Source organism: Microbacterium sp. MPR-TSA4 (genome assembly GCF_058792815.1).
In genome coordinates this window covers 1-11,773 of record NZ_JBXAFF010000015.1, presented here as the reverse complement: position 1 = coordinate 11,773, position 11,773 = coordinate 1, and the positions used below count along the sequence as shown (strand labels likewise).

At 72.4% G+C, this 11,773-nt stretch carries 13 protein-coding genes; 11 read left to right on the top strand and 2 right to left on the bottom strand.

Translation table 11 applies throughout. The annotated features are described in order from the left end of the window. Positions 1–31: 31 nt before the first annotated feature. From AC1Q49_RS08295 to AC1Q49_RS08280, 4 genes are all read left to right on the top strand, one after another. Positions 32–1,135 (top strand): D-2-hydroxyacid dehydrogenase, encoded by a 1,104-nt coding sequence (locus tag AC1Q49_RS08295; protein WP_492491549.1) that lies wholly within the window; start codon positions 32–34, stop codon positions 1,133–1,135. A 39-nt stretch (positions 1,136–1,174) separates the two neighbouring features. Next, complete coding sequence (locus tag AC1Q49_RS08290) at positions 1,175–1,972, top strand: IclR family transcriptional regulator (protein WP_492491547.1); 798 nt, start codon at positions 1,175–1,177, stop codon at positions 1,970–1,972. A gap of 121 nt (positions 1,973–2,093) precedes the next feature. Next, positions 2,094–3,515: an MFS transporter gene (locus AC1Q49_RS08285; protein ID WP_060959820.1), complete on the top strand. Its 1,422-nt coding sequence runs from the start codon at positions 2,094–2,096 to the stop codon at positions 3,513–3,515. A 64-nt stretch (positions 3,516–3,579) separates the two neighbouring features. Continuing rightward, the gene (locus tag AC1Q49_RS08280) at positions 3,580–4,314 is read left to right on the top strand and encodes a fumarylacetoacetate hydrolase family protein (RefSeq protein WP_492491544.1); all 735 of its coding nucleotides are present in this window, start codon (positions 3,580–3,582) and stop codon (positions 4,312–4,314) included. A gap of 14 nt (positions 4,315–4,328) precedes the next feature. Here the strand turns inward: AC1Q49_RS08280 and AC1Q49_RS08275 are convergent, their stop codons facing one another. Then, positions 4,329–5,033 (bottom strand): FadR/GntR family transcriptional regulator, encoded by a 705-nt coding sequence (locus tag AC1Q49_RS08275; RefSeq protein ID WP_060959818.1) that lies wholly within the window; start codon positions 5,031–5,033, stop codon positions 4,329–4,331. 167 nt (positions 5,034–5,200) lie between these two features. Here AC1Q49_RS08275 and AC1Q49_RS08270 point away from each other — a divergent pair, with 167 nt between their 5' ends. The 7 genes from AC1Q49_RS08270 to pth all read left to right on the top strand — a co-directional run bounded on the left by AC1Q49_RS08270 (position 5,201) and on the right by pth (position 11,164). Further along, positions 5,201–6,586 (top strand): GntP family permease, encoded by a 1,386-nt coding sequence (locus AC1Q49_RS08270; RefSeq protein WP_060959817.1) that lies wholly within the window; start codon positions 5,201–5,203, stop codon positions 6,584–6,586. Further along, positions 6,579–7,346 (top strand): SDR family oxidoreductase, encoded by a 768-nt coding sequence (locus AC1Q49_RS08265; protein ID WP_060959816.1) that lies wholly within the window; start codon positions 6,579–6,581, stop codon positions 7,344–7,346. The genes AC1Q49_RS08270 and AC1Q49_RS08265 overlap by 8 nt, the downstream gene beginning before the upstream one ends. 16 nt (positions 7,347–7,362) lie before the next feature. After that, a complete protein-coding gene (locus tag AC1Q49_RS08260) occupies positions 7,363–8,391 on the top strand; it encodes a zinc-binding dehydrogenase (RefSeq protein ID WP_492491541.1) in 1,029 nt (342 codons plus the stop codon). Between the two features lie 2 nt (positions 8,392–8,393). Next, positions 8,394–8,900 (top strand): gluconokinase, encoded by a 507-nt coding sequence (locus AC1Q49_RS08255; protein WP_101306014.1) that lies wholly within the window; start codon positions 8,394–8,396, stop codon positions 8,898–8,900. Between the two features lie 115 nt (positions 8,901–9,015). Further along, positions 9,016–9,432, top strand: a complete 417-nt coding sequence (locus tag AC1Q49_RS08250) for a shikimate kinase (protein ID WP_492491539.1) — start codon at positions 9,016–9,018, stop codon at positions 9,430–9,432. Between the two features lie 441 nt (positions 9,433–9,873). Next, on the top strand, positions 9,874–10,497 hold the full coding sequence (locus AC1Q49_RS08245) for a 50S ribosomal protein L25/general stress protein Ctc (RefSeq protein WP_060959812.1): 624 nt from the start codon (positions 9,874–9,876) through the stop codon (positions 10,495–10,497). Between the two features lie 82 nt (positions 10,498–10,579). After that, positions 10,580–11,164, top strand: a complete 585-nt coding sequence (gene pth / locus AC1Q49_RS08240; protein WP_060959811.1) for an aminoacyl-tRNA hydrolase — start codon at positions 10,580–10,582, stop codon at positions 11,162–11,164. A 43-nt stretch (positions 11,165–11,207) separates the two neighbouring features. Here the strand turns inward: pth and AC1Q49_RS08235 are convergent. Next, the coding region (locus AC1Q49_RS08235) for a hypothetical protein (protein ID WP_492491536.1) at positions 11,208–11,773 on the bottom strand (566 nt) is incomplete at its 5' end.

Here is an 11,773-nt window from a genome sequence, read left to right as displayed (position 1 = left end):
TGATCACGCCCACCCGATGAAGGGATCACGCATGTCGGACACGTCGATGGAGATCACCCCGTCCCCCGATGCGGGGTCCCCGACGGCCCCGTCGTTGCGCGCCGTCGCCGCCGTGCCGCTGCGGGAGGAGCTCTGCCGCCTCATCGAAGCGCTCGAGCCGCGCGTGCAGCTGGTGCGCGATCACGAGCTGGTCCCCCCGATGCGCGGGCCGGCCGACTGGTCGGGCGATCCGTCCTTCCGGCGCACGCCGGCCCAGCAGGAGCGCTACGAGCGCATGGTGGACTCGGCCGACGCGCTGTTCGGCATCCCCGACGTCGAGCCGGCGGCCCTGGCGCGCACCGTCGCCGCCAATCCGCGTCTGCGCTGGGTGATGACCACCGCCGCCGGCGGCGGTGCGCAGGTGCGCGCGGCGCAGCTGGCGCCCGAGGCGCTGGAGCGGATCGTCTTCAGCACCACCGCGGGCGTCCACGGTGCGGCGCTGGCCGAGTTCGCCGTCTTCGGCATCCTCGCCGGGGCGAAGGACCTGCCGCGGCTGCAGCGCGACCAGGCCGCGCGGGAATGGCCGTCGGCGCGCTGGGAGATGCGCCACCTGGACGAGCTCACCGTGCTCGTCGTCGGGCTGGGGGGCATCGGCTCCGCCTGCGCGGAGCGCTTCCACGCGCTCGGTGCGCGTGTCTGGGGGACGACGCGCTCGGGAGAGCCCGTCGCCGGCGTCGATCGGCTCGTGCCGCTCGACGAGCTCGCCGACGCGGTGGCGCAGGCGGATGCCGTCGTCGTCACCCTTCCCGGAACGGAGCAGACGCACCACCTCATCGACGCGCGCATCTTCGCCGCGGCGCGCCCCGGACTCCTCCTGGCCAGCGTCGGGCGCGGCAGCGTCATCGACGAGCGTGCGCTGCTGGCAGCGCTCGATGACGGCACGGTCGCCTTCGCGGCTCTCGACGTGTTCGAGGTCGAGCCCCTTCCGCGCGAGTCCCCGCTCTGGTCGCACCCGCGCGTGCTGGTGAGCCCCCACACGGCGGCACTGAGCCGTCGCGAGGAGGAGCGCATCGCGCGGCGGTTCGCGTCGGATGCGACGCGGCTGCTCGATGGCGCGCCGATGCACGCGGTTGTCGATACGGTCGAGTTCTACTGACGTCCGCGCGTGCCGGCGGACTCCGCGCGAAGGAGGACCATGAGCGACGACCTCGATGACCGCGCCGGACGCGACCCTGCGCCCGCCGTGACCCGCAGCATCCGCCTGCTGGAGCTTCTGGCCGAGGCGCGCCGACCGCTCAACCTCACCGAGATCGCCGGGGGGCTGGGGCTGGCGAAATCGTCGACCGCGAACCTCTGCCTCGCGCTGGAGGCGGCGCGCATGATCGAGCGCGGTGCCCAGGGGTACCGCCTCGGACTGCGCACCGCCGAGCTGGGCGGCGCCTTCGCCGCGCAGTTCAACCAGGTGCGGGAGTTCTATGACATCTGCGACGCCTCGCCGGTGCTCGCCGGCGAGCTCGTGCAGATCGCGATCCTCGACGGTGCCGACGCCCTCTACATCGCCCGGCACGAGGGGTCGCGCTCGCTGCGCATCGGGACCCCGTTGGGCTCGCGGCTGCCCGCGGCCCTCAGTGCGACGGGGCGGGCGATGCTCTCCACGCTGACGGATGCCGAGGTGACGGCCCTCGTCGGGCGGGACGCGGTCTTCCCTTCGGTGACGCAGAACTCGACGCGCGACCTGGCGGGGCTGCTGAGCCGGCTCGTCGAGGCGCGCGAGCGCGGGTGGGCACTCGACGCCGAGGAGTCGTTCCCGGGCATCGTGGGCGTCGCCGTCCCGCTCGAGGGGTGGGCGCCGGGCGACCCGCAGCTCGCGATCGGTGTCGGCATCCCCGTCGCCGAGGCGACGCCGGAGCATGTCGACGCCGTCGCCGCGGCTCTCCGTGACGTCGCGCGCCAGCTGACGAACCCGTTCAGCGCGGCCGCACGTCGCGGCTGACGACCTCGCGCCGGCCCGGGAAGCGATTTTCTGCGCGCCGACCGCGTTCAACATATTGAACTATGTCCACTGGGTTGATACTCTGATCGCACACGCGGCCCAGCCGTGCCGATCAAAGGAGATGGCAGTGACAGAGCTTCGACCCCCCGTCACCGCGAGTGCGGCCGACGACCCCGAGTACGCGGCGAACCTTCGCCGGGCCACGCTGGCCTCCAGCATCGGCAGCGCGCTCGAGTACTTCGACTTCGCCCTCTACGGGCTGTCGACCGCGCTGATCTTCAACGTGCTCTTCTTCTCGCAGGACGACCCGGCGATGGCGACGGTGGCGGCGTTCGCGACCTTCGGCGTCGGCTTCGTCGCCCGCCCGTTCGGCGGCTTATTCTTCGGCGTGCTCGGCGACCGCCTCGGGCGCAAGTGGGTCCTCGTCATCACGATCCTCCTGATGGGCGGAGCCTCCACCGCCATCGGCCTGCTGCCCACCTATGCGCAGATCGGCCTGTGGGCCCCGGCCCTCCTCGTGCTCATGCGCCTTCTGCAGGGCTTCGGCGCCGGCGCCGAGCAGGCGGGCGCGACCGTGCTCATGGCGGAGTACGCCCCGGTGCGCCGACGCGGCTTCTTCTCGGCGCTGCCGTTCATCGGCATCCAGGCCGGCACGCTGCTGGCCGCCGTGGTCTTCAGCCTGATCACCCTCCTGCCCGATGACCAGCTGCTCACGTGGGGGTGGCGCGTCCCGTTCCTGTGCTCGTTCGCCCTCATCCTCGTCGCCCTCTTCATCCGCATGCGCCTTCGCGAGACGCCGACGTTCGTCGAGCTGGAGAAGCATGAGCAGATCAACGACCGTCCGGTGCGGGAGATCTTCGGCCACGGCCTGCCCGGCGTGATCGTCGGCATCGGTCTGCGGATGGCCGAGAACGGCGGCTCGTACATGTTCAACACCCTCGCGCTCACCTTCTTCGTCGCCGTCGCCGGGCACAACGCCGACAAGAGCCTGCTGACCTGGGGCGTCACGCTGGGCTCGCTCATCGGCATCTTCACCGTCCCGCTGTCGGGCGCCCTGTCGGATCGGATGGGACGGCGCACCGTCTACCGGATGGGCTCGCTGTTCCTGCTCGCGTACGCCTTCCCCGCCTGGTGGCTGCTCACCCTCGGCAACCACGCGATCGCCATCGCGGTGATCGCCGTCGGCATCGGCTTCGGGGTGAACGTCATGCTCGGACCGCAGTGCGCGATGCTGCCCGAGCTGTTCGGCAACCGCCACCGCTACCTCGGCGTCGCGATGGCGCGCGAGCTGTCCGCGGTGCTCGCGGGCGGCCTGGCCGGCGTGCTGGGTGCCTACCTGATCGCCGTCAGCGGCGGCAACTGGGTGCTCCTCGGCATCTACATGGCGACACTGGCCCTCATCACCACGGCCTCCACCTTCCTCGTCCCGGAGACCCTGCGGCGAGACCTCACGCGCCTGGACGACGCCGTGAAGGTGTCGCGCGACGAGTCGGGGGAGGGCGTGTCTTCCACGACCGTGACGATCCGGACGGTCCGCTGGTGACGCGGTCCGCGCGCCTGGGGGAGTTCGCGGCGGAGTCCGCGGGGGAGTTCGCGACGGAGTTCCCGTGCTGATCGGTCGCGCCCGCATCGGAGGGGAGATCGTCGATGTGCGGTGGAGTCCCGACGGTCCGGTCCCGATCGGCTCGCCGTTCGCGGCCTTCGCGTCGGGGACGCTCCCGGTCGACACCGGCGCGCCGCGAGGGGACGCCGTGCTGCTGGCCCCGGCCGACCCGGGGGTGCTCGTCGGCATCGCGCAGAACGGTCCCGATCACGTCGCGCCCGTCCAGGCGTGGCTGAAGAGCCCCCGCACGGTGGTCGCCTCCGGCGTCGCGGTCCGCCTGCGCCGCGACGCGGGCCGTACGGTCGCGGAAGGCGAGATCGCGGTCGTGATCGGCCGCGACACCGCCGGTCTCACCGCGCAGACGGCGGAGCGCTATGTGCTGGGCGTGACGGCCGTGAACGATCTGTCCAGTCCCGATCGTGCGAGGGTGGACGTGCGCAACTTCGAGTCCAAGTCGGGCATCGGCTACACGCCGCTCGGGCCGTGGATCGACACCGCGGCCGACATCGACCGCGTCGCGCTACGTCTCGAGATCGACGGCGCGGCGATCGCCGAGACGGATGCCGCGGCCCTGCCGGTCCCGATCCGCGACTGCCTGGCCTACGTGGCGTCGTGGACGCCGCTCGGCCCCGGCGACGTCGTGATGATGGGGGCGCCGTTCAGTGCCGGTGAGGTGAGACCGGGTCAGCGGATGGACGTCGTGGTGGGCGCGGTGCGCCTCACGACGCCGACCGCGTGAGGGCGGCGTCCCGGTCAGAGGTGAGCGACCTCGCGGGAGACGAGCGTGAGGTGCTCGCGCGCCGAGGCCTCGGCCGTCGCCCCGTCGCGGAGGGTGATCGCCCGGGCCGTCGCCACGTGCGCTTCCAGCGTCCCCACGCGCGGCATGCCGGGGGTGAGGCCGCGCACGGCGCGTCCGCGCAGGATCTCGGCGATCGGCGCGCTGAGCTTGCCGAACAGCGGATTGCCGCCGGCCTGCAGCAGCAGCGAGTGGTAGGCGATGTCGACCTCGAGGTACTCGTCGGAGTCTCCGAGTCCCTCGGCGCCGAGCTCGCTCAACCGCACGGCCAGCTCCAGGAGCCGCGCGCGGTCGGCATCGCTGCCGCGCTCCGCCGCCACCCGGGCGGCGATCGGCTCCACGGCGATGCGCAGCTCGGTCAGCTCGACCAGCACGTCGCGGCGGCGCGGGCCGTCGAGGCTCCACTCGATGACGTTCGCATCGAGACTGTCCCATTCCTCCCGTGGGCGCACGACCAGACCGACCCGGCGTCGGGAGCGCAGGAACCCGTGGGCCTCGAGCACGCGGACCGCTTCCCGCACGACGGTGCGGGAGGCCGCGAACTCCTGCTCCAGCGCCGCGACGGTCATGCCGGTGCCGGGGCTGAGCTCGCCGCCGGCGATACGGCGGCCGAGGGTCTCGACGATGTGCGCGTGCGACGCGGTCGGGGTCGTGGGGGGCATCGGTGTCCTTCTGTCCCGGCCCACGCTACCGGTGCGGGTGCGCCGCGGAGGAGGGGTCGCCGGGAAAAAGTATGATCAATGGGTTGCAATAAGTACTACTTTTGTGTCAGCGTGGTGACGCCGCCGGGAACGACCCCGGCGCATGGACGATTCATCGGAGAAGCCCCATGCAAGACTGGACACAGACCCTGGGCGCCGTGCCCTTGCTGCTCATCGCGGCCGGCGCGATCGCCCTGATCCTCGTCCTCATCATCGGAGCGAGGATGCACGCCTTCCTCGTGCTCGTGCTCGTCTCGCTGCTCACGGCGCTCGTCACCGGCATCCCGATCGACAGCGTGGGCAAGGTGCTCATCGACAGCTTCAGCGGCACCGTCGGCGCCGTGGCGCTGCTCGTGGGTCTCGGCGCCATGCTGGGCGCGCTCGTGGAGACGTCGGGCGGTGCGCGCGTGCTGGCCGAGAAGATGGTGTCCGTCTTCGGTGAGAAACGGGCCGCGTTCGCCCTCGGCGTGGCCTCGCTCATCATGGGATTCCCGATGTTCTTCGACGCGGGACTCATCGTGATGCTCCCGGTGATCTTCGCCGTCGGACGACGCATCGGCGGCAAGCACATGCTGCTCTACGGCATCAGTGCCGCCGCCGCGTTCTCGGTCATGCACGTCTTCGTGCCGCCGCACCCGGGGCCCATCACGGCCAGTGAGACGTACGGAGCGAATCTCGGGCTCGTCCTCCTCATCGGTCTCGTCGTCGCGCTGCCGACGTGGTACCTCACCGGCTACCTGTGGGCGAAGTTCACCGACAAGCGCATCCCGCTGGCGATCGTCGACCTCTTCGGCGGCCGCGACGTCGAGCCGACCAACCCGCCCAAGGCCGGCACCGTGATCGGGGTGCTCGCGATCCCGCTCGTGCTGATCCTGCTCAACACGGGCATGTCGGCGCTCGTGTCCGCCGGGGTCGTGGACGGCACGCTCGTCTGGGTGCAGGCGCTGCGCCTGATCGGCACCAGCCAGATCGCCCTGCTCATCTCCGTGCTCGTCGCCCTGTTCGTGCTCGGCACCCGCCGGGGTGTGCACGGGACGGCGCTCGAGAAGATCGTCGACTCCGCCCTCGGGCCCATCTGCTCGGTCGTGCTCATCACCGGCGCCGGCGGCATGTTCGGCGGTGTGCTGCGGGCCTCCGGCATCGGCACCGCGCTGTCCGACTCGCTCGCCTCGATCGGCATCCCGGTCATCTTCGCCGCCTACCTCATCGCGGTCGTCCTGCGCGTCGCCCAGGGCTCGGCGACGGTGGCCCTGGTCACGGCCGCGGGCCTGGTCTCGCCCGCGGTCCTCGCCGCCGGCTTCAGCCCCCTGCAGGTCGCCTGCGTCGTCCTGGCGACGGCCGCCGGATCGGTCTTCGCCGGCCACGTCAACGACTCGGGCTTCTGGCTCGTCGGGAGGCTGATGGGCATGGACGTGAAGACGACGCTGAAGACCTGGACCGTGCAGCAGGCGCTGGAATCGGTCGTCGGCTTCGCCTTCGTCCTCGTGATCTTCGGGGCGGTGTCCCTTGTCTGAGCTCTTCGACCTCACCGGCCGGCTCGCCCTCGTCACCGGGTCGTCGCGCGGCCTCGGCCAGAGTCTCGCCGCAGGCCTGGCCGATGCCGGGGCGCGGGTCGTGGTGCACGGCCGCGATCGCGCGACGGTCGACGCCAGCGCCGACCTGCTGGCCGAGCGGACCGGCGCGCGCGCGGAGACGGTCGTCTTCGACGTGACGGATGCCGCGGCCGTCGAAGCGGCGATCGCCGAGCTGACGGCGCGCGTCGGCGTCCCCGACATCCTGGTCAACAACGCCGGCATCCAGCGCCGCGCCCCGTTCGCCGAGTTCTCGGTGTCGGACTGGGACGACGTGATCGCCACGAACCTCTCGAGCGCGTTCTACGTCTCGCGTTTCGTGGCTCCCGGCATGATCGCGCGCGGCTCGGGCAAGATCATCAACATCGCCTCCGTGCAGTCGGCCCTGGCCCGGCGGACGATCGCCCCGTACTCGGCCAGCAAGGGCGGGATCGCCCAGCTCACCCGGGGCATGGCCGCCGACCTCGCCGGCCACGGCATCCAGGTCAACACGCTGTCGCCGGGCTATTTCGCGACCGAGATGAACGCGGCGCTCGTGGCCGACGCCGAGTTCACGGCCTGGGTGTCGCAGCGCACGCCGGCGGGGCGCTGGGGTCGGGTGTCGGAGCTGCGCGGTCCGCTCGTGTTCCTGGCCTCCGCGGCGAGCGACTTCGTGAGCGGGCAGAACCTGTTCGTCGACGGCGGCATGACCGCGGTCGTGTGATCGAGAGAAGAGAACGATGGATGCTGTTGTCATCAGCGGGCGCGAGGCGCTGACGGTCGAGGACCGGCCGCTGCCCGCCTGCGCGCCCGGACAGGTGCTGCTGCGCGTGGGGTACGTCGGGATCTGCGGATCGGACCTGCACTACTACTTCGACGGCGCGAACGGCGCGTTCGTCGTGACCGAGCCGCTCGTTCCCGGGCACGAGGTGTCGGGCTGGGTCGCCCACGACCCGTCGGGGGTGCTGGCCGAGGGGGCGCCGGTGACGGTCCATCCCGCGCGCTTCGGGCAGCGCAGCCCCGCGCTCGCGGAGGCGCCGCATCTCTGGCCCGGCGGCTCGTACCTGGGCAGCGCCTCGACGACGCCGCACACCCAGGGGGCGATGGCCGCGTACGTCACTGTCGAGGCGTCGATGGTGCGCCCGCTCCCGGACACGCTTCCCGTGCGTCGCGCGGTTCTGGCCGAACCCTTGGCCGTGGCGCTCCACGGGGCCTCCCGGGCGGGGGAGCTGACCGGCGCGCGCGTGCTGGTGTGCGGCGCGGGGCCGATCGGCCTGCTGGCGGCGGTGGCGGCCCGTGCCCGCGGGGCCGCGAGCGTCGAGGTGTCGGATCTCCTCCCCGAGGCGCTGGAGCGCGCGAGCGCGGTCGGTGCGGATCGCGTCTGGCGGGTCGGCGTCGATGCGATCCCCGATGACGCCTACGACGTGGTCCTGGAGTGCTCCGGGGCTGCCGCCGCGGTGAGCACGGCGATCGCGGCGGTGCGCCGACGCGGCACGGTCGTGCAGATCGGGATGCTGCCGAACGAGCCCCGCCCCGTGAACCTCGCCCCGCTCGTGGCGAAGGAGGCGACGCTGCGCGGGGCGTTCCGCTTCCTGGACGAGATGGAGGAGGCGATCGGGCTGCTGGACGCGCAGCCCGCCGTCGAGAGTGTGATCACGCACGAGTTCTCGCCGTGCGAGGCGGTCGCCGCGTTCGAGACCGCCCGCCGATCGGCTGTGAGCGCGAAGGTCGTCGTCGCCTTCACAGGCGCCGGGGCGACGGAGGGATGACGATGGTGCACCGCGCAGCGCGGATCGTGGTCATGGGGCCGAGCGGGTCGGGCAAGACCGCCGTCGGCGCCGCCCTGGCCGTCGATTTCGGCGTCGATTTCGTGGACGCCGACGATCTGCACCCGCCGGCGAACGTCGCCAAGATGGAGTCGGGCGTGCCCCTCGACGACGACGACCGGATGCCGTGGCTCGATGTCGTGGGCGCGCGGCTGGCCGCGTCGCCGGGACTGGTGATCGCCTGCTCCGCTCTGGCCCGTCGCTACCGCGACCGCATCCGCGCCGCCGCTCCCGACGTCCGTTTCGTGGAGCTGCGGGTGTCGCGGGCGGAGCTGGATCGGCGCATGCGGTCGCGTCAGCACTTCATGCCGGTGGCGCTGCTGGAGTCGCAGCTCGCGACCCTCGAGCATCTGGAGGCCGACGAGGACGGCGTCGCCGTCGACAACGTCGGGGGCATCATCGAGGTGGCCGGCCGCGCCCGCGGGCTGCTGGACGCGGCGCCGCACCCGTAGCCGGCCGACGCGCCCCGGCGGGGGAGCGTGCACCGGCCGTCGCCCCGATACGCTCGAATCGAGGCGCGTCGGGGGCACGGGGCGGCGGGCCGCGGGATGCCGAACGGAGGTCGAGATGGCGCGGATCGTACTGATGGGGTCGACGGATGCCGCGGTCGAGCTCACCGGAGCAGCGCTCGCCGCGCGCCTGCGTGCCCGCTACATCGACGGCGACGAGTTACGGCCGCCCGCGCGCCGGCGGCGTCGGCGCGGGGAACCGACGCCGGCGGCGTCGGATGCCGAGATCTGGCTGGATGCGCTTCGACTCGTCCTCGTGGAGGCGCCTGCGGTCGTGGTGACGACGGGCCCCCTCACCCGCGTCGCCCGAGACGCCGTGCGCGCGCGCGTGCGCGACGTCGTCTTCGTCGAACTGGTCGGCCGCCAGAGCGTCGGCGAGCCCCTCACCCAGGACGAGGCGGGCTTCCGCCTGGCGGCGGGCACCGATCTGCAGGCCGTGGTCGATCGGGTCGCCGATCTGCTCACGGCGCGGTGAGATGCGCCGCCCCGGGCGGAGGCGCGGCGCGGCGGTACCGGATCAGTCCTTGCGGTAGCCGGAGCGGCCGAGTGTGAAGAGGGCCCCGATGACGGCGACCGTCGCCCCCACCGACATGAGTCCGATGATCCACAGGAGTGCGTGCGACATCCAGCCGTAGTCCATGGGTTCCTCCGGAGTGAGAGACGGGTGAGCGGGGCCGCGGCCGCGCGAGAGGGCCCGATCCGGGCACCGTCTCCATGCTAGCGGGGTCGCTGATAGACTGATGTCCTCCCTCGGCGAGGGATGCCGCGCGTACTCGCACCGGCATCCGTGATCGACGCGGTGTTGCGGGCCCACGCGACTCGGACGACAGTCCGGGCGGGCTCTCCTCACGTGCACACGTTCGAGTCGAGACCCAGACCCAGACCAGGGCGCCACAGCCCGCAAGGAGAATCCATCATGTCGACCGAGACCGACACCAAGGTCATCGCCGAGCTTCGCGAGAACTTCGGCAAGGGCTTCGCCCGCCGCCTGCGCGCCGCCGGCCAGATCCCCGCCGTCATCTACGGCCACGGCACCGACCCGGTGCACGTCGCCCTTCCCGGCCACCAGGTCGCGCTGCTCATCCGCCGCGCCAACGCGGTGCTCGAGCTCGACGTGAACGGCACGCAGCAGCTCACGCTGGTCAAGGACGTCCAGAAGGACCCCGTGCACCAGATCATCGAGCACATCGACCTGCTCGTCGTGAAGAAGGGCGAGAAGGTCCAGGTCGACGTTCCCGTCGTCGTGCTGGGCGAGCCCTTCGCGGGCACGATCGTCAACCTCGACAACGCGACGGTGTCGCTCGAGGTCGAGGCCACCCACATCCCCGAGAACGTCGAGGTCGACGTCGAGGGACTCGAGGACGGCACCCACATCACCGCCGCCGACCTGAAGCTGCCCGCGGGCGCGTCGCTGGTGACCGAGCCGGAGACGCTCATCGTCGCCATCTCGGTGCCGGCTGCGACCAACGCCGAGGCCGACGAGATCGAGGCGGCCGACGAGGCCGTCGCCGAGGAGCAGTCGGAAGAGGCCGCCGAGTAATCGACGCGTCATGACCGGAGCCCGCCGCCACCGATACTGGTGGGGCGGGCTTCGTCGTCCCGCGATCAGTGGAGGAGAGGACATGCCCGAGACCTGGCTCGTGGTCGGCCTGGGAAACCCCGGCGCACGGTACGAGAGCACCCGGCACAACGTCGGGCAGATGGTGATCGCGGAGCTCGCCGCCCGCCGGTCCGAGACGCTGCGCGCGCACAAGGCCCAGGCCCGGGTCGCGGAGACCTGGCTGCGCCCCGGCGGCGCGAAGCTCGTGCTCGCGGCGCCGAACTCCTTCATGAACGTCTCCGGCGGTCCCGTCTCCCAGCTGGCACGGTTCTACGACATCCCGGCGGAGCGGATCGTCCTCGTCCACGACGAGCTCGACATCCCCTTCGACACCGTGAAGCTGAAGACGGGGGGCGGTCACGGCGGTCACAACGGCATCCGCGACGTCGCGAAGGCTCTCGGCACGCCGGACTTCCCGCGGGTGCGGGTGGGGATCGGTCGCCCGCCCGGCAGACAGGATCCCGCGGACTGGGTGCTCGACCCGTTCTCGAGCGCGGAGCGCGCCGCGCTGCCGGTGCTCGTCTCCGACGCCGCCGACGCGGTGGAGCTGCTCGTCGAGGACGGCCTCCTCGCGGCGCAGCAGAAGCACCACGCACCGCGCTCCTGACCTCGCGGGCGAGGCCGAGCGTCCGTTCTCGGACCGGGGCGGCTCAGTAGTACACGGGCGTCGCGGCGACGATACCGACGATGACCGCGGCCGTGACGGCGACGCCGTAGAGGATCGGGCCAGCCGCGGCCACGATGACGGCGGCGATGCCCTGCCCGCGCCCGCGCCGCGTCGTGATCGCGACGATGCCCTGCACGAGGGCCCACAGGCCCAGGACGGTCCCCGCCCAGAAGCCGATCTCGGCCCAGAGCACGAGGCCGCGCACGGGGCTGAGCAGTGCCAGCACCTGGTCGTCGGAGAGGTTCTCCAGCGCCGCGGTCGAAGACACTCCCGCGTGCGCGACCGCCCCGCTGGCGGCGGCGAACGCGGTGACGGTGCTCAGCACCGTCGCGAGGACGACGGCGACGATCGCGACGATGAGCGCGATCGTGCCGAGGGCGCGTGACGGCGACGCGGCGGGTGCCGCCGCGCCCGGATACCCGGGTGCGGTGCCATAGGTCGGGGCGGCGCCGTAGGTCGGGGCGGCGCCGTGAGCCGGCGCGGGTGCCGGCGCGGGCGCGCCCGCAGCGGTGACGGGAGACGGGGCGGCCTGAGGGGGCGCCGCGGGGT

Bases quoted from the DNA above. Each gene is read 5' to 3' on its own strand.
- AC1Q49_RS08295 (WP_492491549.1), top strand. From the start codon at position 32: ATGTCGGACACGTCGATGGAGATCACCCCGTCCCCCGATGCGGGGTCC.
- AC1Q49_RS08290 (WP_492491547.1), top strand. From the start codon at position 1,175: ATGAGCGACGACCTCGATGACCGCGCCGGACGCGACCCTGCGCCCGCC.
- AC1Q49_RS08285 (WP_060959820.1), top strand. From the start codon at position 2,094: ATGGCAGTGACAGAGCTTCGACCCCCCGTCACCGCGAGTGCGGCCGAC.
- AC1Q49_RS08275 (WP_060959818.1), bottom strand. From the start codon at position 5,033: ATGCCCCCCACGACCCCGACCGCGTCGCACGCGCACATCGTCGAGACC.
- AC1Q49_RS08270 (WP_060959817.1), top strand. From the start codon at position 5,201: ATGCAAGACTGGACACAGACCCTGGGCGCCGTGCCCTTGCTGCTCATC.
- AC1Q49_RS08260 (WP_492491541.1), top strand. From the start codon at position 7,363: ATGGATGCTGTTGTCATCAGCGGGCGCGAGGCGCTGACGGTCGAGGAC.
- AC1Q49_RS08255 (WP_101306014.1), top strand. From the start codon at position 8,394: ATGGTGCACCGCGCAGCGCGGATCGTGGTCATGGGGCCGAGCGGGTCG.
- AC1Q49_RS08250 (WP_492491539.1), top strand. From the start codon at position 9,016: ATGGCGCGGATCGTACTGATGGGGTCGACGGATGCCGCGGTCGAGCTC.
- AC1Q49_RS08245 (WP_060959812.1), top strand. From the start codon at position 9,874: ATGTCGACCGAGACCGACACCAAGGTCATCGCCGAGCTTCGCGAGAAC.
- pth (WP_060959811.1), top strand. From the start codon at position 10,580: ATGCCCGAGACCTGGCTCGTGGTCGGCCTGGGAAACCCCGGCGCACGG.